Origin of the sequence: Haloarcula sp. Atlit-120R (assembly GCF_003665885.1) — an archaeon.
Taxonomy (GTDB): domain Archaea; phylum Halobacteriota; class Halobacteria; order Halobacteriales; family Haloarculaceae; genus Haloarcula; species Haloarcula taiwanensis.
Genome location: NZ_QPLN01000003.1, coordinates 423,438 through 443,213, shown reverse-complemented (window position 1 = coordinate 443,213; position 19,776 = coordinate 423,438). Strand labels below are relative to the sequence as shown.

Genomic DNA, 19,776 nt, shown 5'->3' with positions numbered 1-19,776 from the left:
AGATGGCGGTCAATTCCCTCCGTGAGTACCTCGATTTGCTCGACACGACCGGCTGGCTCTGTCCGTTCGACCAGCCAGTGTCGTGGGACCTTGAAGCGAGTGCAGCCACGATGCTTGCCAATATCCGTGACGGACCGATTCCTGTTTTCGAGTCCGTCACAGGGATTGAGACGGAGTCGAAACTGGTTGGGGACCCGTACCGCGGCCCGCAGACTCGCCCCTGGAATCACTTCGCACAAGCGCTGGGGCTCCCAGACGGTCTTTCGGGCCGTACGTACTACGACCGAGTGATTGAGCGCCTCAACGCGCCGAAAGCGCCTCGAACTGTCGCAAATCACCAAGCCCCTTGTAAAGAAACAGTGCGGACAGGGAACGAGGTTGACCTCCTGTCGTTCCCGTGGCCGTACATCCACGAGGGTGACGGGGGACGGTACTCGAATCACCACACCATCGTCGCACCGGACCCCGACACGGAGTGGGGGACTTGGTCGAGCCATCGCATGATGATCCACGACAGCTCCCGGGCCAGTCTGCTGTTACTGGCCGGTGAGCAGGTTCCTAACCGCTACTACTACGACTACGAGCCGCGTGGCGAACCGATGCCAGTCGCGGTCGTCATCGGTTCGGAACCCACCGTCGAGAGTACTGCAGATATGTGGATCCCGACTGGACGGAGTGAAGCGGCCTTCGCGGGCGGCCTGAAAGACGCGCCTGTCGACCTCGTCCAGTGCGAAACCAATGACCTGTACGTCCCGGCGACGGCCGAGCTAGTTCTCGAAGGGCACGTTCGACCCGACGACCGACTCGACGAGGGCCCGTTCGGAGACTATTTCGGCTACATGAACGGTCCGCGTCGCTCTATGCCGGTGTTCGAGGTCGATGCAATCACCCACCGGGACGAACCGCACATCCCGTTTTGCGTCGAGGGGAGCGGCGTCGGATACGGGCAGAACTCGACCAGCACGCTGCGACTCGTCGCAGCCGGACCCGACGCGACTGTCGGGCTCCGAGCCGCCGGATTCGATGTTTCGATGGCGGTCCCGTGGCGATTCACGTCCCGCACCGTCTGGGTCATCGCGACGGACCGACCGTATCCGGGGTATCTCCACGAACTGGCGAACTTTATTTTCACGACGTGGGGGATGCTTCACATCGACTTTTTCGTCTTTGTCGACGCTGCTGTCGACCCACTTGACCCACGGGCAGTCTTGACAGCTATCGCACTTGAGGCAGACCCCGATGCCGACTTCCACCAGTTCGGCGTCGAGCGGATGCCGAAAGTCCCGCTCAACATCTACCAGACGCCCGACGAGAAGGGCAGTGCGGATGTGGGGACTTCGAAGGCGAAGACGGCCAAAGCCTACATCGACGCGACGACTGACGGTGACGCGACGGACACGACGGCGACCACAGAAACTCGTAAGCGAGCCCAGGAACGGCTGGTCGAAGCGGGACTGGACGCTGCGCGGTTCGACCGACTTGATGAACGGGAGGAGCAATCACAGTGATACCGTTCACACAGTACGTTCGTGGACTGGCTGGCGACGACGACCTCGTCCGACTCGACGGCCCATTCGAAATCCCGGTTGACGCGCTTGCGGCGGAGGCGCTCCGAGCGAGTGGGCCGGCGCTTCGGTTCCAGCGGTCTACGGGTATCGACTTGGTTAGCGGTGTGTTCAGCGGTCCGGACCAGACACAGCACCGCGAGGCGCGGCCGTGGTCGCGGCTGTCGCTCGGCCTCGGACTTGACCCGGAGGCCGCGCTCGTTGACCTGCTAGAGACTATCGGCGATCTCGGCCCGGCCGGGGAAAATCCGGAGCCGACATACACAGGTCAGGCGGCCTCGGGGACAGATATCGACGGACAGGACCTGCAATTCCCGCAGGGAGAAACTGAGACGTGGCCAACAGTGACGCTCGGTGTCGCATCGATCTCGACCGCTGACGGCACACACTGGGCACCGGTCCACGGCTCGGTTGTGAGTGGGGATACGCTCAGAGTGCGCGTTCCGGACGCGCTGTCGTCGCTTGTTGCTGACGGGGCGACGATGACGATAGCGCTTGGCGTGCCGCCAGCGGCGATCACGACGGCATACCTGCTTGCTGTCACCGAGCAAACTGCCACGCCAATCCAGTCCTGTGGGGTAACCGGAACTGTCCCGCTCGTCCCGACCAACGGCGGACTCGTCCCGAGTGCGACGGAGGTCGTCATCGAGACGACGGTTGCGGACCGCCAGCCTGACTTCCGCTCTGACCGTCGAGAAGGCTGGGAGTACGTCGTTGCGAGCGGGCCGCTCTCGTTGGCGGTCGAGAGCGTCCGCGCTACTGAAAACCCTGTCATTCCTATCTCTCCGGTCGGTTGCCCGCTCGCGGATGATAGCCAGCTCACAGGGCTTGTGACCGCCGCAACGCTCTATCACCGGGTCAACAACTACTGGGGTATCTCGCCAGTGGAATGGGTTATGTTACCGGCAGAGGCCGAACTCGGCATCTGCTTCGTGGCCAGTGACATACTGTACGGCGGGTTCGAGTGGCAACTCGCGAACATCCTCTTTTCGTTCTCGTCGCTTTTCGACACGGTGGTTATCGTCGACGAAGACGTTCCGCCACAGGACTTCGGCCGCGTTCTGGCCGATGTCTGGCTGAAATCTCATCCGGCTCGCGACTGGACGTTCAGCGAGTCGGATGCGCCGGCGGCGACACGGCCGCACTATCGACAGAACAACGAAACCGGTTCGCGTCTGTACGTGAATGCGGCGTGGGACCCACGCTGGAAAGAAACGTACATCGCGCCGCGAGTCACGTTCGAGAACTCGTTCCCAAGCAGCGTCCGCGACATGGCTCGTGTCCTGTGGGACGACTCAGATATCGCTTCCGGAGTGAGGACTGAAAACGAATCGTCCCGCTGAACGTGTTTCCCGAGTGTGTATACATTTAAATATGTAGTAATCAGTTCTGTTTACGCAATACAGCAAGCGTATACTTCCTTTGCGGGAGTGAAAGTAAAATATATTCAACATATTGTCTGTAAAAACTAACCGGTACAGTTATACCGGATACCGGTATCCCGAGCGGTGTATGGCGACCAGCCACAACCTCCCCGACTACGACACAGCACGGCAAGAGTTCACGTGGGACGATATCTACGCAGAAGCGGACTGGGACGCACCGGATAGCTTGAACATCGGGCACGAAGTCGCTGACCGACACGCGACAGACCGAGGCCAGGTCGCACTCTATCAGGTCGGGACCGACGGAGAGCTGTCGACAATGACGTTCTGGGAGCTTGCTGACCGCTCAAGCCAGTTTGCCAACGTCCTCGACGACCTCGGGGTTGCGCAGGGTGACCGGGTCTTCTCGTACATGCCCCGGATCCCGGAGCACTACGTGGCGCTGGTCGGCACGCTCAAACACGGCGCTGTCTGGGGAAGCGTCAACGAGCGGTTCGGTCCCGAGGGTATCTCGTACCGTCTGGACGACTGTGACGCGACGGTCGTCGTCACCACGACTGACAACCGGGACACGGTTGAAGACGCACTGGACGATGCGCCCGCAGTCGAACACGTCATTACCGTTGACCGCGGGAGTGGGGCACCTGCTGATGACGTGGTTTTCAATACTGCGCTGGACGGCGCGAGTACGGCCTACGAGGTCGCAGAGACCAGCGGGGAGGACGACGCACTGCTGTACTACACCTCAGGGACGACCGGGCTGGCCAAGGGTGTCCTCCACAAACAGCGGTGGATCGCCGGTGTCGCGGCGACACAGAAGTACGCCGTAGACCTCCAGGACGGTGACCTGTACTGGTCGACCGGCGACCTCGGCTGGCTAACGGGCGCGATCAACACGCTCGGTGCCTGGTTCTGGGGTGCGTCGCTGTTCACGTACGAGGGCGAGTTCGACACCGACGAGTGGGCAGACCTACTCGACGAATATCCGATCAGCGTTCTGTTCTCGGTCCCGACGGCGTACCGAATGCTCCGGGAGAACGAGGGAGCCCTCGCTGACGCCGACCTCGATTTACGTCACGCGCTCTCTATCGGCGAACCACTCAGTGCCGGCGTCGTCGAGTGGGGGGAAGACGAACTCGGCGTCACGATTCTGGATACGTACGGCCAGACCGAGACCGGGAACATGATTATCAACAACTACCCGACGATGGAACTCCGGCCCGGGTCGATGGGAAAACCACTCCCCGGAATCGAAGCCGATATCGTCGACCCGCAGAGCGGTGAAGTTCTGGCCCCCGGCGAGACGGGTGAGATAGCACAGCGGGGCGATTACCCGTGTTTCTTCGCCGAGTTCTGGAACAAGCCCGAGAAGACCCAGCGGGCGTTCATCGACGGTCCAGACGGGACGTGGTATCTCTCGGGCGATCTGGCGCACAAAGACGAGGACGGCTACTTCTGGTTCGAGGGGCGTGCAGACGACGTGATCCTTTCCTCCGGTTACCGGATCGGGCCATTCGAAGTCGAAAGTTCGCTGGGCGAACACGAAGCGGTCGCTGAGGCGGCTGTCGTCCCCAAACCACACGAAGCGCGGGGGAACATCGTCAAGGCCTACGTCGTGCCAAGCGAGGACGCTGAGCCGTCCGACCCCCTCAAAGAAGACATTCAGAGCTACGTGAAAGAAGAGCTCTCAGCACACGAATACCCGCGCGAAATCGAGTTTCGCGAGGAACTGCCCAAGACCGTGACCGGAAAGATTCGCCGAACCGAACTTCACGACGACGCTGAAGCAGAAGCCGAAGTCGAATCCTGACATAGGGTATCAAGCAGTACGAGTGCCAACACAGACACGACTACCAATGAATTTCGAATCTACAGAGGAGCGTTCGATGATTCGGTCGACTGCGGCGGACGTAGCGGCCGAGTACGGACCGGAGTACTGGCGCGAGAAAGAGGAGACAGGCGAGTTCGGACAGGAATTCTGGGACGAACTGGCTGCGGCCGGCTTCCACGGCCTACTGGTCCCACAGGAGTACGAAGGGGCCGGGATGGGGATACAGGAGATGGGACTGGTCATGGAGACGCTCTGTGCCGAAGGCTGTGGCATGGCGGGTACGTGGTATCTCGTACTTACCGCCGGCATGGCCGCTGTCGGTATCAGTGAGAACGGGACAGAAGCGCAGAAACAGACCTATCTACCCGACATCGCCAACGGGAAGCGAAACTTCTCTATCGGGATTACAGAGCCCGAAGCCGGAACGAACACGCTGAACGTCGCCACCCGCGCCGAGAAAGACGGCGACGAGTACGTGCTGAACGGGAACAAGGCGTGGATTACCTTCGCGGACCGGGCCGACAATATGATTCTCGTCACGCGAACGACTCCGCGTGACGAGGTCGACCGCGGGACTGACGGCATAAGCCTCTTCATCGTCGATATGGACGACCCCGGCATCGACGTGTCGCCGATCCCCAAACACGGTATCAACTACTCGAAGTCCTGTGAGGTCTTCATCGAGGATGTTCGGGTCCCCGAGGAGAACTTGCTGGGCGAGGAAGACGACGGCTGGTGGACTCTCGTCGATATGCTGAACCCGGAACGAATCGGCTTCGCGGCCGCCGGGACCGGCATCGGCAAGCTAGCCGCCGACACTGCTATTGAGTACGCGAGCGACCGGGAGGTGTTCGATGCGCCTATCGGGACCCATCAGGCGGTCTCGTTCCCCATCACCAAGGCGTATGCCCGCATGGAAACGGCCGCGCTCATGCGTGAGAAGGCGTCCTGGTTGTACGACCAGGGCGAGGAGTGTGGGTACGAGACAAACGTTGCGAAGGCGACAGCTGTCAGTGCTGGCATCGAAGCGGTCAAACAATCGATGCAGGCGTTCGGCGGCTGGGGCTACGCGAAGGAGTACGACATCGAGCGGTGGTGGCGCGAAATCAACCTGACGCGGCTGGCCCCGGTCTCTCAGCAGATGGCGTACAACCACATCGGGCAACACCTCGGCTTCCCACGATCCTACTAATGTTCGAGAAAGTCCTTGTCGCAAACCGCGGCGAAATCGCGGTTCGTGTGATGGCTGCGTGTGAAGAGCTGGGTATCGAGACGGTCGCCGTCTACAGCGACGCCGACCGCAACGCCGGCCACGTCGAGTACGCTGACGACGCATACAACGTCGGCCCGGCACCTGCAAGCGAGTCGTATCTCGACCAGACAGCGATACTCGATGTCGCTGAGCGGGCTGGGGCCGATGCAATCCATCCCGGCTACGGTTTCCTCGCGGAAAACGCCGAGTTCGCTAGCCGCGTCGAGGCTACCGACGGTCTCACGTGGGTCGGCCCGCCAAGTGACGCGATGGAGACACTGGGCGAAAAGACGAAAGCCCGAACAGTGATGCAGGAGGCTGGCGTCCCAGTCGTTCCCGGCACGACGGATCTGGTCGACGACCCAGACGAAGTACGGGCGCTGGGCGCAGAGTACGGCTACCCCATCGCGATCAAGGCTGAAGGCGGTGGCGGCGGTCGCGGCATGAAAATCGTCCGGAGCGAGGCTGAGGTTGCGGAGGCGCTCAAAAGCGCACAGCGCGAGGGCGAAGCCTACTTCGGCAATGACTCGGTGTACGTCGAAAAGTACCTCGAAGCCCCAAAACACGTCGAGGTGCAGGTGCTTGCGGACGAACACGGCAACGTCCGCCATCTGGGCGAGCGCGACTGCTCGCTGCAACGCCGCCACCAGAAGGTCATCGAGGAAGCACCGAGTCCGGCTCTCGATGCCGAACTCCGTACGGAGATCGGTGCGGCTGCCAGACGCGGTGTCAGCGAAGCCGGGTACACGAACGCCGGCACGGTGGAGTTCCTCGTCGAGGACGGGGAGTTCTACTTCATGGAGGTGAACACCCGCATTCAGGTCGAACACACCGTCACCGAAGCGGTGACTGGTATCGACATCGTTCGCTGGCAGCTCCGGGTCGCTGCGGGCGAGCAACTGGACTTTACACAGGAGGACGTGTCGATAGACGGCCACGCCGTTGAGTACCGAATCAACGCGGAGAACCCGGCCGAGGACTTCGCTCCGACGCCGGGGCCGCTGACGACGTACGCGCCGCCAAGCAGTATCGGTGTGCGGCTCGACCACGCGGTCTCGCAGGGCGACGATATCGGGGGCGATTACGACTCGATGATTGCAAAGCTCATCGTCGCTGGTGAGGACCGGGACCACTGTCTGGACCGGTCGAGGCGTGCCCTCGACCATTTCACCGTCGAGGGGGTCCACACGACTATCCCGTTCCATCGATTGATGCTGGACGACGACACGTTCCGTGGCGGGACGCACACGACGAAATACCTCGACCAGGAACTCGCCGACGATGCCCTTGACGCGGCCGTCGCGCGGTGGGGGACAGACGAGGTCGGTGGCGACGCCCAGTCGGCGTCGACGGATGAAATCGCTGTCGAAGTCGATGGGAAGCGCTTCGATGTCGTTGTTACGGACGGACTGCCCCGCGTAGCCCGTGATGGCAACGCCAGTGCCGGCTCCGACACTGGCGCTTCGGGCGGCAATTCATCCGGTGGCGGCACGGTGGACGTGACCACGTCGGGTGCGATTACGGCCGAGATGCAGGGCACTATCCTCTCGACCGAAGTCGCGCCCGGTGACGATATCGCAGCAGGCGATGTCGTCTGCGTACTCGAGGCGATGAAAATGGAAAACGACGTGGTGGCATCCACGGGCGGAACTGTCGCGTCCGTCCCGATCACGGAGGGCGATTCCGTGGACATGGGTGACACCCTGGTTGTACTGGAGGAGTAAGTATGCAAGTCAGAATTTCAGACGACGCGACCGAATCGGAAGCACAGGCCATTGCAGAGGCGTTGGCGACACACTTCGAGGACGACATTACACTCGTCATTGACAGCGGCGAAACGGCCGCCAGTGCCACGTACGACGGCACTCGGGGGGACGAAGCCGCGGAACAGGTCGACGACGACCTCGGGCCGACCGAACGCGAGGAGAATCTGCGCAAGGAGATCGAAGAGATCCACGAAGGCGGGCCGGAAAAGTACAAGGAGCAGTTGCCTGAGGAGGGCAAGCTGTTCGTTCGTGACCGTATCGACCTGTGGTTCGGCGACGATTTCCTCTTCGAGGACGGGACGTTTGCGGAGTTTGACGCCGACGACCAGCTCCCGGCTGACGGACTCATCACGGGGGCCGCGGAGTTCGAGGGCCGTGACCTGCATTTCATGGCCAACGATTACACGGTCAAACGTGGAAGCATGGCCGCAAAAGGTGTCGAGAAGTTCCTCCGGATGCAACAACGGGCACTGAAAACCGGGCGACCGGTGCTGTATCTGATGGACTCCTCGGGCGGCCGTATAGACCAGCAGACGGGCTTTTTCGCCAACCGCGAGGGAATCGGGAAGTTCTACTACAACCACTCGATGCTCTCGGGGCGGGTCCCCCAGATCTGTGTGCTGTACGGTCCCTGTATCGCCGGTGCGGCCTACACGCCAGTCTTCGCAGACTTCACCGTCATGGTTCGGGACATGAGCGCAATGGCCATTGCCAGCCCCCGGATGGTCGAAATGGTCACTGGCGAGGAAATCAGCCTCGAAGACCTCGGCGGCCCCGACGTACACGCACAGCACTCCGGAAGCGCAGATCTCATCGCCGACGACGAGGAACACGCCCGCGAACTCGTCGCGCAACTCATCGGTTATCTGCCAGACAACGCCGACGAAGACCCACCACAGACCAGTGGGACGGCCCCGAAGCGCTCGCCAGAGGGTATCGACGCCGTCGTCCCGGACAAGCCCAACAAAGGCTACGATATGTTCGACGTGATCGAGCGGGTCGTCGACGCCGGGTCGCCCCTCGAACTCCGGCCCGAGTACGGGAAAGAGATTATCACGTCGTTTGCTCGGATCGATGGTCGGCCAGTCGGAGTCATCGCCAATCAGCCAGCCCAGCGTGCGGGAGCCATCTTCCCGGACGCGGCGGAGAAAGCCGCCCAGTTCATCTGGACCTGCGACGCTTACAATATTCCGCTATTGTACCTCTGTGATACGCCGGGGTTCATGGCTGGGTCAGGCGTCGAGAAGGAGGGCATCCTCGAACAGGGCAAGAAGATGATCTACGCCACGTCTTCGGCGACAGTGCCCAAGCAGTCCGTCGTGGTGCGGAAAGCATACGGTGCGGGCATCTACGCGATGTCCGGCCCCGCGTACGACCCCGAGTCGACAATCGGCCTTCCAAGCGGCGAAATCGCGATTATGGGGCCGGAAGCGGCTATCAATGCCGTCTACGCCCGGAAGCTCTCCGAGATCGAGGACGAGGACGAACGACAGCAAAAGGAGCAGGAACTCCGCGAGGCCTACCGCGAGGATATCGACATTCATCGAATGGCTAGCGAAGTTGTCGTCGACGACATCGTCCCACCCAGCGATCTCAGAACGGAACTGACGAACCGGTTTGCGTTCTACGAGACCGTCGAGAAAGACCTCCCGGACAAGAAACACGGGACCATCCTCTGAGCTATGACAGGACGCTACTACGAAGAGTTCGAGGTCGGCGAGACCATCGAACACGAGAAGCGCCGTACCGTCAGCGAGCGCGACAATCAGCAGTTCTGCGATATGACGATGAACCAGCAGCCGCTCCATCTCGACGCCGAGTTCGCGGCCGAGACGGAGTTCGGCGAGCGACTGGTCAACGGCCTCTACACGATGAGCCTAGCGGTCGGACTGACCATTCCAGAGACGACTGACGGCACCATCGTCGCGAACCTGTCCTACGACAGCGTCGAGCATCCGAACCCCGTGTTTCACGGCGACACGATCCGCGTGCAATCGACTGTGACCGACAAACGCGAGACCAGCGACGGTGACCGCGGCGTCGTCACGATGCACGTCGAGGTGTTCAAACTCACAGATTCGGACGATGTCCTCGTCTGTGAGTTCGACCGCACCGTGCTGTCGCTGAAGCGGGACCACGCCGAGTGACGCTGTGACTGCCCGACTGACGAACCGCAGATTCAAGTCACCTATTCGGGCACGCCGATGACCCACCGCCATCGTTGCTCGAACGTCCCGTCCAGAGCGCCGAGGAGTTCGTGGGCCTGTCGTACCCGCTGTTCTGTGTCGAGTTTCGGATAGAGCCGTGCGGCCATCGCGGGAATGGCGTGGAACAGCCGGATGTTTTCGGCAGTCGTCGAAAACCGCCATGTGCCTGTCGTCGTCGAGAAGTCACTCGCCAGGGCGTCTTGGAGGGTTGATGTGTCGGACGGGGAGCGTGACTCGCGCTCGAACTGTTCGAACACGTCCGTGCCGTCGGGACAGAACCACCCCAGCGGTGCGACAGCGCCAACCACGCCGTCCGGGCGGAGGACTCTGGCGGCTTCCCGTACTGCAGTCGCTGGGTCAGGGACCAGAAAGAGTGAGGCGGTAAAAGCCACGCCGTCGACCGACTGGTCACTGAGCGGAAGGTGGTCGAAATCGGCCTGCAACCGGGCAGCGGAGTCGATTTCGCGTAGCATCTCGCGACTGATATCGAGCGCAATAGTATCCGCTGCCGTCTCGGCGAACACGCGCGTGCTTACGCCTGTTCCAGCGCCCGCATCGAGCACTGTCCCGAGTCGCCCGTCAGGACGAGTGCTCATCTCGGCGGCGAGCAGCCGAGCGAGCGACGTGAAACGATTGGTCCGCCGCTCGTAGGTCGTGTAGGCGTCGACGCTGGCATCGAAATTTCGCCGGACGACGTTTTTCATACACGACAGCACAGTAAGGTCTCGGATAGGTGTTGCCGTTGGTTACCGCTGCCCGGCCTCGCGAGCGCGTTCGAGGACGCGCTCTGCTTGCGCGATAAGCGGTGCGTCAATCATCTCTCCGTCGACCTCGAAAACCCCGGCATCTGTCTCGTCGTCGGCTGCAACAACGCGTTCAGCCCATGCTATTTCCTCGTCATCGGGGGAGAACGCGTCGTTGATGACCGCGACCTGATCCGGATGGATCGCCATCTTCCCATCGTATCCGAGCTGGGCCGCGAACTCCGTCGCTTCGCGGAGGCCATCTAGATCGCCGTAGTCGGGGTATATCGTATCTATCGCATCGATTCCAGCGGCGCTGGCCGCAACGACGACTCGCTGGCGTGCATAGAGCACCTCTCGTCCGTCGCTGGTCCGACTCGCACCGATGTCGGCCGCGAGGTCTTCGGCTCCGAACAGGAGGGCATCTGTTGGGTCGGCGGCTGCGATCTCCGCCGCGTTGAGGACGCCAGCGGCCGATTCGACCAGCGAAAGCACTGGGAGGTCCACACTGTGCTCCCCGAGGAGCCGTTCCAGTGCCGATATGTCGTCGGCAGAACTGGCCTTCGGGAGCATCACACTGTCGGGACTGGTATCCCTCAGCATTGCCGCAAGGTCGGCTGTAGCGCTGACTCCCACGGGATTGATGCGAACGCAGATGTGGCTATCTGAACTGACAGTCGATAGGACCGATTGAACAGATTCACGGGCCTGTTCTTTGTCAGCCGGTGCAACCGCATCTTCGAGGTCGAAAACGACCACGTCAGCGTCGCCACCGGCCGCCTTTCGCATCAACTCCGTGTTGTCACCCGGTGCAAACAGGACACTGCGACGAACCATGGCCGCCCCTTCACCTTCCAGCAGTAAGATGGTAGGGGATAGACACCCGGCTATGCACGGGGTGACCGTGCGCTGTGGACTCGTCGCCTGCCGCAGGTATGACCACCGCCGCTCGAATTAGCTACCGGTGGCACGACTGCCGTGACACTTCAGCGTGGCCGCTGGACAGCAGAAACAGCATGGATTTTTATGACACTGGGTAAAATCTCTCTCTGTGACAACCGACCTCCCTGGTGTCGACGACAGGCAACTGTTCGACACGCACGCCCACCAACCGACCAGTGAGTTCCTCCACGACGCCGGCGGCGAAATGATGCAAGACGCCGCCGACCGCTTTGGCACTGATCTGGAGACGTGGGACTACGACGAAATGCTCGCGGAGTACCACGAGGCGGGTGTCGGTGGCGCTGTCCTGCTTGGCTGGGACGCGGAGACGAACACCGGAAACCCACCCGTCCCCAACGACTATGTCGCCGAAGTCCGGGACGAGTACCCCGACTTCTTCGTTGGGTTCGGAAGCGTCGATCCACTGAAAGATGACTGCGTACAGGAGGCGATCCGGTGCGTCGAGGATCTGGACCTCTCGGGGTTCAAGTTCCAGCAGATCGCACAGGGCTTTGACCCCTCGGACGAACGCCACGACCACCTGTGGAGTACCATCGAAGACCTCGGGGTCCCCGTTGTCTTCCACGGCGGGAACTCGACACTGGGGGCCTGTAGCGCCGGCGGTCGCGGCCTGAAAATCAAGTACGGTAACCCGATGCTTATCGACGACGTGGCTGCTGCACATCCGGATCTCGACATCCTCATCGCTCACCCCGCCTTCCCGTGGGAGAAAGAGCAACTGGCGATATGCCAGCAAAAAGGCAACGTGTACATGGATCTCTCCGGCTGGGTGCCGAAGTACATCGACGAGCAGGTGCTCCATTACGCCGGGACAGTGCTCAAAGACAAGGTGATGTTCGGCACTGATTATCCGATGATCGACCCCGAAACGTGGCTCGAATCGTTCGCCCGTGACACGGACTTTGACACGGATGTCCAGCGGAAGATTCTGTTCGAAAACGCCCGGGAATTTTTCGACCGCTAGTCGAAATCCGGGGTCCGCCCGTCCAGAAACGCCTCGACTCCGCGTGAGTGTGCCGGCGTATCGTACGCCAGCGACTGGATGCGTGCTTCCCGACGCAGCCCGGTTCGCAGAGACTGGCCGAGATTATCGTGGATCGCCTCCTTCGCCAGCCCGAGGTTCGCTGTCGGCTGTGCCTGAAGTGTTTCGAGCAGGTCGGCCGTCCGCGCATCAAGCTTGGCTGGTTCGACAGCCTCGTTGATCAGATCCATGTCGGCGGCGCTTTCGGCGTCGATTAGTTTCCCGGTGAACGCGAGTTCTTTAGTTTTCCTGAGCCCGATAAGCCGAGGTAGTATGGCGGTTGCGCCCATGTCTGGGACGAGGCCGACGCTGATGAACGACGCACCGAACCGCGCGGACGTGGCGGCGTAGGCGAAATCGGCGACGGCCACGAGCGACAGTCCGGCACCGACCGCGTCCCCGTTGACCTTTGCGACGACAGGCACCGGCGCTTCGAGGATATTGCTGGCCACCCGACCCAGCGTTTTCCGGACTCGTTCGTAGGCTTCCGTTGCCGATTCCTCACGCTCGCTCATCGCCTCAATATCCCCGCCGGCACTGAACGAATCACCGTCACCGGTGAGGAGAACGGCGTCGTGCGTCGCCGGGTCGAGATCAGCGAGCGCATCAGCGAGCTCAGTCGCGACCGCCCCGGTCATCGCGTTTTTGACACCGGGACGGTCGAATACGATTCGTCGAACAGCACCGTCTTCAACGCGCATGGTCGTATTCAGGTGCCCGGGCACTTTACTGTCCGTCGTCGCCCGGATGGCCGCCGTCGGTGTCACCGAACAGCTGCGTGAACAACGAGTGCTGTGCGCGGTGGAGTCGTTCGAGGAACGCGGACTTGCTGATACCGAGTTCGGCAGCGACTTCACTAGCTGTCGTCTGTCGTGGGACGAGAAAATACCCCATCTCAACTGCGTACCGGAGACTCTCAGTCTGTGCCGGGGTCAGGTCCCACTGCTGTGCGATAGACGCGTCCTCTGTTGCACGCAGTGCGTACACCCGCTGTAGTTTCACGCCGACAGTTTCACCGGCCGTCTCCATGACGGTTTGGAGAATCTCGTGGCCCACCACAGCGCCAGTTAAAATCGCGTTGCCGTTCCGATACGTCAGCGATTCAACCATGAAGCCCGCACTGATGAGTTTATGTACAACACATTGCTGGAGCGATAGACATCGGTAATTATACCGACCATCGGTAACTGACTGGTAGAGATAGCGGATCCGGTCGTCCTCATCGAGATAGTCGATAAGCTTGTCACTCGCCTGCGCACTGAACCGCAGCAATACGTTACGGTCATCCCGGAGGAGTGGCGGGGCCGCTTCAATGGATGTCCCCGTGGCACTGCTTGCATCTGCCAGCGGGCAGTCGTCGCCCTCGATGCGAAACTCGACCATGAGACACTCCTCTATCATCACCTCATACATGTGCGGAATTACATATAAAACCCGTCTATATAGGGGCAAATTAGTAAGAATATTCCTCACGATTTTTGGGATAGATATGAACGTTGAAGAAGTCAAAGACCGCGCTGGACCCCGAGAATTCAGCCCGAAAGACGACCTTCCCGAAGAGTATCGGAAGGCAGCCACGCGGATGCTCGAGTTCCACGCAAACAGCGAGATTATGGGGGCGTACCTCGAACGGCCCTTCATCAGAAAAGCACCGAGTATTGAGCGAAAGATGGCCTTCAGCGCGAAGGTGCAGGACGAAATCGGCCACGGCCAGATGCTCTACCGAGCGGCGGAGTCACTCGGTGTCAAGACCCGCGATGAGATGCTTGCAGACCTGGCGAACGGGGACGGGAAGTTCCTGAACTGCTTCCATTATCCGATGGAGAGCTACGTCGAGACGCCGATGATCGCATTCTTCGTCGACGGGGCCGCGATGCGCCGCCAAGCGACCCTGAAAAAGTCCAGTTGGGAACCGTACGCCCACGCGATGGACAAGATCTGCTTCGAGGAGGGGATGCACGTCAAACACGGCGAGTCGATCCTCCGCGAACTGATGAACGGCTCCCGGAAGGAACAGCGCATGGTGCAGGAAGCCTTCGAAGAGTGGTGGCCGCGAATCTTGCAGTTCTTCGGCCCGACCGACGACCAGAGCACCCATCACGACTTCGCCGCGGAAGTCGGGCTGAAGACGTGTACGAACGACGAACTTCGAAACGCGTTCCTCAATACGTACATCCCGAAAGCCAAGAAATACGGGCTGGAGATGCCCGATGAGCCACGCATCCGGGATAACGGTGACGGGACATACGAGGTCGTCGAGGACGACCTCGACTGGGACGAGTTCTTCACTGTCTCACAGAACGATTACGACGGCAGTATCGAGCAGATCACGGGTCGCCGACAGGCTCAGGAAGCGGTTCAGTGGGTCCGTGACATGATGGACGACCAGACGACGACGAACAGCGGCCCGCAGTCACAGGCGGCTGACTGAGAACAATGATCTGGGAAGTATTCCGACAACAGAGTCCGGACGCGGCGTTCGTTCACTGCCGAGATGTCCACGCACCCGACCGAGAGATGGCAAAGCAGTTTGCCGTCATCCAGCACGGACGCCGGAAACCAACCCACGCGCTCTGGGTTGCCCCGCAGGAGAAAATCACGCAGGTCGACTCTGGGGTGGAGAGCCATGGCGAGACCGAGGACAGCGCCGAGAAACCGTGGGCCGTCTTCCGGCAGGACAAGCCTGGTGGGTATCACACGCACTGTGGTGATGTCGAAGCTGCCAGCGCCGCCGACGCAGAACAGGCGGCGATTGCGGCGTTCACTGACGACGACCCGAACAGTCTCTGGGTCGTCCAGCACCAGTACATCGGCGAAGTCACCGAGGACGACGTGAGCTTCGGCGGGACGACCAACAAGTCCTACCGGTTCGCACAGACGTACAACGTCGATCCGGCCGCTGAGGAGGTCGAAGCCTCCGAGACTGAGCAGATAGAAGCGGAGAAACAGCGAGGTGAGATCTAATGGCAACAACGGAATCCGACCTCGGCGCTCCAGCTGACCTGTCCGAGGACGAACAGCGCGCAGTCGAGGCACAGCTACTCCGGCTTGCTGACGACGAGCTGATTCAGGCCGAACGCTACACGTTCTGGCAGGTGCGTGCGCCGACACTGGAATCGGACCTCTCGATTTCGAACAACGCGCAGGACGAACTGGGTCACGCACGACTGTGGTATGATGCAGTGCAGCAACTCGGCTACTCCGAGGAATCGCTCATTTACGAGAGCGACCCCAGCGACTTCCAGCACAGTACGCTCGTCGAGCTGCCGTTTGCGGAAGGCGACTGGGCCGGCGCCATCGTCAGAGCGTACCTCTACGATGCGGCCGAGGATATCCGCCTCTCTGCGCTTGAGGACTCATCGTACGAGACAATCCGGAACCGAACGAGCCGCATTCAGGGCGAGGAAGGCTATCATCTCGAACACGCCGAAAGCTGGCTGAACCGGATGGCACTGGACGAGGAAGCCAGCGAACGCGTTCAGGCGGCTATCGATGACCTCTATCCGTACGCCCTCACGCTGTTCGAACCCGTCGGTGACGTGGAAGCCGACATCGAACGGCTGGGCATCCGAACGATGACTCTCGACGAGATGCGCACCGAGTGGGAGACCCGCGTCGAACCGTTCCTGACCGAACTCGGGTTCGACGTGCCGACCGATGCCGACCCCGCAACGCCGACGGGCCGGGACAACGAACACACTGACCACTGGCACGACCTGCACGAACAGATGACGTCCAGCTACCGGAATCTGGGACGCGACAAAGCGACGCTGATAATGGCGGCCGACGATGAGTAGCGACTACGACCGGCCACGCGCGGACGCTGACGCCACCGCGTGTTCGTACACCGACTACGAGACCAAAGACCACGCAGCGGACGACGTGCCGGCCACAGGCGAGGACGCCGACGGCATCGAACGCGACGTGTGGGCGGCCCTGTATCAGGTCGAGGACCCGGAGATGCCGGTCAGCATCGTCGATCTGGGCCTCATATATGGGCTTGACGTGTCCGATGGTGCTGTCACGGTCGACATGACACTCACATACAGCGGCTGTCCGGCACGCGAGATCATCCTTGATGAGGTCGAAGAAGCCGCCGAGAGTGTCGACGGAATCGAGACCGCGTCGGTCCGACTGGTCTGGGCCCCGGACTGGTCGATTGACTTGGTCACCGAACAGGGCAAAGAAGCGCTTCGGGACTTCGGAATGAGTTTCGACGGATGAGCGAGCCCGACCCCAGCGTCACGACCAGCGGCGAACAGACGGGCGCTGAGTGCCCGTACTGCAGCTCAACTGACACTGAGCGAAAACATCCACGCGGACCGTCTCGCTGTCAGTCGATTCATTACTGTAACGAGTGCCTCCAGCAGTTCAAGAAGTTCGAGTAAGCCGCTATTACTTGCGAGTATTACCTTCGTAGTTTGATACTGCGAAACAGAACGGTGGTGCCAATGATGACGGTGACTGGAGTCTGACGCCGACTTGACCCTCAGCCGAGGTTGATGTGGACGTTTTTCACTTCCGTGTAGCTCTCGATGGCCTGCTCGCCCTGTGCGCGGCCGTGACCGCTCTGTTTCGTGCCGCCGAAGGGCGTCTGTGGCCACGTGTTGGGCGTCTCGTTGACCATCACCATCCCGTAGTCCAGTCTGTCTGTGACGGTGTGAGCGCGAGTCAGGTCGTTCGTCCAGACACAGGCGGTGAGGCCAAACGGTGAGTCGTTTGCGACCGCAATCGCTTCTTCCTCGTCGCTCACTTCGATTGCGGTAAGCACGGGACCGAAGATTTCCTCCCGTGCAATCGTCATCTCGTTGTCCACGTCGGCAAAGACTGTCGGCTCGACGAAGTGACCGGTGTCTCTGTCAGCAGGGACGCCACCGCCGGCCGCGACAGTCGCCCCCTCTTCTTTCCCGGTCTCGATATAGTCGAGGATCTCCTGTTGCTGGCCCGCGCTGACGACTGGTCCCATCTGTCCATCGTCGTCGATACCGCCGCCGAGCGGGATGTTTTCGGCGATCTCAGCCATCCGGGAGACCATCTCGTCGTAGACGTCTTCGTGGACGACAATACGTGAGTTCGCCCAGCACATCTGTCCGGCGTTCATGAAGATTCCGTACTGGATGCCGCGGGCGGCGGCATCGAGGTCAGCGTCGGGGAACACGACTGCCGGACCCTTTCCGCCGAGTTCGAGCGTCACATCGGCGACTGCATCCGCAGCAGTACGCTGGACCGTCTTTCCGACGCCAGTACTCCCGGTGAAGGTAACGTGATCGACGCCCTCGTGCCCGGTGAGGGCGTCGCCGGCCTCGGACCCCTTCCCTGGAACGACGTTGACGACGCCGTCAGGCAGGCCCGCTTTTTCGGCGGCTTTCGCGTAGTACAGCGCCGAAAGCGGCGTCATAGCAGATGGCTTGAGGATAACGCTGTTTCCCGCCGCCAGCGCCGGTGCTAGTCCGCGGCCGGCGAGCTGGAAGGGATAGTTCCACGGCGCGATGTGTGCCGTCACGCCGACTGGTTCACGGGTAGTGTAGTTGAGCCGGCCGTTCTCGACGGGAATCTCGTCGCCGCGTATCTTGTCCGTCCACCCGGCGTAATGGCGGAACGTATCGACGACCATGTCGATTTCCAGCCCGGCTTCGAACGGCGTTTTCCCGTTGTCGTGGGATTCAACCATCGACAGTTCGTCTTTCATCGCCTCGATGGCGTCGGCCATCGCATGGAGCTTCTCCCGACGCGTTCCCGGGTCCATCGTCGCCCACTCGGAACCGTCTGCGACGGCTGCCCGTGCCGCCTGTACTGCATCGTCGATATCGGCCGCCTCGGCCTGCTGTACCGATGCGTAGGTCTGTTCAGTTGCTGGGTCCTCCGTCTCAATCTTGTCGCCGTTGGTCGCTTCTCGCCATTCGCCACCGATATACAGGTCTGTCGGACCGGTGTACTCCATTGCAATAAGAGTGGGAGTGCGCGGCGTCTTAGTTGTTATTATTGATTATTAATGTTTGGCTGACGAGAGCGCAGTTTGCGGCTTTCAAGCCGCAAAATCGCGGTGCTATCCGCTACAGCTGCAGCTTTCGGACGCGTCAGTGGATTTACTCGCGTTTCTTTATCAGGAACTTCATATCGCCCTCGAAGACGACGGTTCCGTCCTGATTTTCCATTTCGGTGTCGAGAACGACTAACCCGGCGTCGTCGCGCCCGACCTCCTTGGTGTTGTCAACGACAATCTCCAGTTGGAGTGTATCGCCGATATGGACCGGGTTCGGGAGGTCCATGTAGTTCATTCCGAGAAACGCGAACGCGGTCCGTTCGACGATGCCCGTCCGGTAGACGAAGCCAGTCGCCTGCACGAACGTCATCGGACCGTGTGCGATCCGCTCACCGAACTCCTGTTGTTCCGCGTATTCCTTGTTCGTATGCAGTTCAGTCCAGTCTCCTGACAGGGCAGAGTGCATGACGAAATCGGACTCGGTAACCGTCCGGCCGACACTGATAAACTCCTGCCCCTCTTCGAAGTCCTCGAAGTGGTGTGGCTCGTAGCTGTACGCCATAGTTTGTCATCTGATAGCAGCCATTTATATTTTTACGCTCCGCTGACAGCACCAGCAGTGACCGGTATATATTTGTTATTCCTGATGGAACCACAGGCTGTATGTCCGGCGTCGCTGACGAAGTCAGAGAGCGTATCGAATCGGACGCGTACTGTGAAACCCTTGGCATCGACCTGGTCGAACTCGATTCGGGGTTCGCCCGGACTGAGTTGACGATTACTGAGGACTTGCTGAACTTTCATGGGACACCCCACGGCGGGGCGATTTACTCACTCGCCGATGCAGCGTTCGCTGCGGCGTCGAACTCTCACGGCGAGGTTGCGGTTGCCCTGGAGACGAACATCTCGTATTTAGACGCCATCGACACCGGTGAGACGCTGTCTGCGGTCGCTGAAGAGACACATCTTGCGGACAGCACCGCGGAGTACGAGGTGACGGTGACCGCACAGGATGGCGAGCGTATCGCGACGTTTCGCGGCCGAGTCTACCGGCCCTGAC

At 60.9% G+C, this 19,776-nt stretch carries 20 protein-coding genes and 1 pseudogene; 15 read left to right on the top strand and 6 right to left on the bottom strand.

Annotated features, from left to right (window positions below):
- Nucleotides 1–2: 2 nt before the first annotated feature.
- From DVK01_RS13885 to DVK01_RS13855, 7 genes are all read left to right on the top strand, one after another.
- Nucleotides 3–1,508, top strand: a complete 1,506-nt coding sequence (locus DVK01_RS13885; protein ID WP_121537171.1) for a UbiD family decarboxylase — start codon at nt 3–5, stop codon at nt 1,506–1,508.
- On the top strand, nt 1,505–2,908 hold the full coding sequence (locus DVK01_RS13880; protein WP_121537169.1) for a UbiD family decarboxylase domain-containing protein: 1,404 nt from the start codon (nt 1,505–1,507) through the stop codon (nt 2,906–2,908). The genes DVK01_RS13885 and DVK01_RS13880 overlap by 4 nt, the downstream gene beginning before the upstream one ends.
- A gap of 169 nt (nt 2,909–3,077) precedes the next feature.
- Nucleotides 3,078–4,760 (top strand): acyl-CoA synthetase, encoded by a 1,683-nt coding sequence (locus DVK01_RS13875; RefSeq protein ID WP_121537167.1) that lies wholly within the window; start codon nt 3,078–3,080, stop codon nt 4,758–4,760.
- 46 nt (nt 4,761–4,806) lie between these two features.
- Nucleotides 4,807–5,973: an acyl-CoA dehydrogenase family protein gene (locus tag DVK01_RS13870; RefSeq protein ID WP_101351529.1), complete on the top strand. Its 1,167-nt coding sequence runs from the start codon at nt 4,807–4,809 to the stop codon at nt 5,971–5,973.
- Entirely contained in the window at nt 5,973–7,757 is a 1,785-nt protein-coding gene (locus DVK01_RS13865; RefSeq protein ID WP_121537165.1) for an acetyl-CoA carboxylase biotin carboxylase subunit, read from the top strand. The genes DVK01_RS13870 and DVK01_RS13865 overlap by 1 nt, the downstream gene beginning before the upstream one ends.
- Nucleotides 7,758–7,759: 2 nt before the next feature.
- Nucleotides 7,760–9,478, top strand: coding sequence for an acyl-CoA carboxylase subunit beta (locus DVK01_RS13860; RefSeq protein ID WP_101351527.1), 1,719 nt, complete (start codon nt 7,760–7,762; stop codon nt 9,476–9,478).
- Between the two features lie 3 nt (nt 9,479–9,481).
- Nucleotides 9,482–9,946: a MaoC family dehydratase gene (locus tag DVK01_RS13855; protein ID WP_101351526.1), complete on the top strand. Its 465-nt coding sequence runs from the start codon at nt 9,482–9,484 to the stop codon at nt 9,944–9,946.
- Nucleotides 9,947–9,987: 41 nt separating this feature from the next.
- Here DVK01_RS13855 and DVK01_RS13850 read toward each other — a convergent pair whose 3' ends face one another.
- Together DVK01_RS13850 and DVK01_RS13845 are read right to left on the bottom strand one after the other, a co-directional pair.
- The gene (locus DVK01_RS13850; RefSeq protein ID WP_101351525.1) at nt 9,988–10,710 is read right to left on the bottom strand and encodes a class I SAM-dependent methyltransferase; all 723 of its coding nucleotides are present in this window, start codon (nt 10,708–10,710) and stop codon (nt 9,988–9,990) included.
- 42 nt (nt 10,711–10,752) lie between these two features.
- Nucleotides 10,753–11,586, bottom strand: coding sequence for a CoA ester lyase (locus tag DVK01_RS13845; RefSeq protein WP_121537163.1), 834 nt, complete (start codon nt 11,584–11,586; stop codon nt 10,753–10,755).
- A gap of 214 nt (nt 11,587–11,800) precedes the next feature.
- On the opposite strand from DVK01_RS13845, the gene DVK01_RS13840 reads away from it, so the two are divergent.
- On the top strand, nt 11,801–12,676 hold the full coding sequence (locus tag DVK01_RS13840; protein WP_101351523.1) for an amidohydrolase family protein: 876 nt from the start codon (nt 11,801–11,803) through the stop codon (nt 12,674–12,676).
- On the opposite strand, the gene DVK01_RS13835 is transcribed toward DVK01_RS13840, so the two are convergent.
- Both DVK01_RS13835 and DVK01_RS13830 read right to left on the bottom strand, forming a co-directional pair.
- Entirely contained in the window at nt 12,673–13,434 is a 762-nt protein-coding gene (locus tag DVK01_RS13835) for an enoyl-CoA hydratase/isomerase family protein (protein WP_101351919.1), read from the bottom strand. The two genes, DVK01_RS13840 and DVK01_RS13835, sit on opposite strands and share 4 nt — an antisense overlap.
- Before the next feature lie 25 nt (nt 13,435–13,459).
- A complete protein-coding gene (locus DVK01_RS13830) occupies nt 13,460–14,116 on the bottom strand; it encodes a helix-turn-helix domain-containing protein (RefSeq protein ID WP_101351918.1) in 657 nt (218 codons plus the stop codon).
- Between the two features lie 106 nt (nt 14,117–14,222).
- On the opposite strand from DVK01_RS13830, the gene paaA reads away from it, so the two are divergent.
- The 6 genes and pseudogenes from paaA to paaE all read left to right on the top strand — a co-directional run bounded on the left by paaA (nt 14,223) and on the right by paaE (nt 17,121).
- Nucleotides 14,223–15,164, top strand: coding sequence for a 1,2-phenylacetyl-CoA epoxidase subunit PaaA (gene paaA / locus DVK01_RS13825; RefSeq protein WP_121537161.1), 942 nt, complete (start codon nt 14,223–14,225; stop codon nt 15,162–15,164).
- A gap of 5 nt (nt 15,165–15,169) precedes the next feature.
- Nucleotides 15,170–15,343: pseudogene (locus tag DVK01_RS23005) on the top strand (PacF protein); the annotation flags it as partial.
- A gap of 6 nt (nt 15,344–15,349) precedes the next feature.
- Nucleotides 15,350–15,697, top strand: a complete 348-nt coding sequence (locus DVK01_RS13820; protein ID WP_394337673.1) for a phenylacetic acid degradation protein PaaB — start codon at nt 15,350–15,352, stop codon at nt 15,695–15,697.
- The gene (gene paaC / locus DVK01_RS13815; RefSeq protein WP_121537159.1) at nt 15,697–16,530 is read left to right on the top strand and encodes a 1,2-phenylacetyl-CoA epoxidase subunit PaaC; all 834 of its coding nucleotides are present in this window, start codon (nt 15,697–15,699) and stop codon (nt 16,528–16,530) included. The genes DVK01_RS13820 and paaC overlap by 1 nt, the downstream gene beginning before the upstream one ends.
- Complete coding sequence (gene paaD, locus DVK01_RS13810; RefSeq protein ID WP_014030898.1) at nt 16,523–16,957, top strand: 1,2-phenylacetyl-CoA epoxidase subunit PaaD; 435 nt, start codon at nt 16,523–16,525, stop codon at nt 16,955–16,957. Before paaC ends, paaD begins: the two co-directional genes overlap by 8 nt.
- Nucleotides 16,954–17,121: a 1,2-phenylacetyl-CoA epoxidase subunit PaaE gene (gene paaE / locus DVK01_RS22920; RefSeq protein WP_304999832.1), complete on the top strand. Its 168-nt coding sequence runs from the start codon at nt 16,954–16,956 to the stop codon at nt 17,119–17,121. The genes paaD and paaE overlap by 4 nt, the downstream gene beginning before the upstream one ends.
- A gap of 101 nt (nt 17,122–17,222) precedes the next feature.
- Here paaE and DVK01_RS13805 read toward each other — a convergent pair whose 3' ends face one another.
- Together DVK01_RS13805 and DVK01_RS13800 are read right to left on the bottom strand one after the other, a co-directional pair.
- Complete coding sequence (locus DVK01_RS13805; RefSeq protein ID WP_121537157.1) at nt 17,223–18,674, bottom strand: aldehyde dehydrogenase; 1,452 nt, start codon at nt 18,672–18,674, stop codon at nt 17,223–17,225.
- A 145-nt stretch (nt 18,675–18,819) separates the two neighbouring features.
- Nucleotides 18,820–19,278, bottom strand: a complete 459-nt coding sequence (locus DVK01_RS13800) for a MaoC/PaaZ C-terminal domain-containing protein (protein WP_053967752.1) — start codon at nt 19,276–19,278, stop codon at nt 18,820–18,822.
- A gap of 101 nt (nt 19,279–19,379) precedes the next feature.
- Here DVK01_RS13800 and paaI point away from each other — a divergent pair, with 101 nt between their 5' ends.
- Nucleotides 19,380–19,775 carry a hydroxyphenylacetyl-CoA thioesterase PaaI gene (gene paaI / locus DVK01_RS13795; protein ID WP_101351518.1) on the top strand — a complete coding sequence of 132 codons (396 nt, stop codon included), beginning with the start codon at nt 19,380–19,382 and terminating at the stop codon, nt 19,773–19,775.
- Nucleotide 19,776 lies beyond the last annotated feature (1 nt).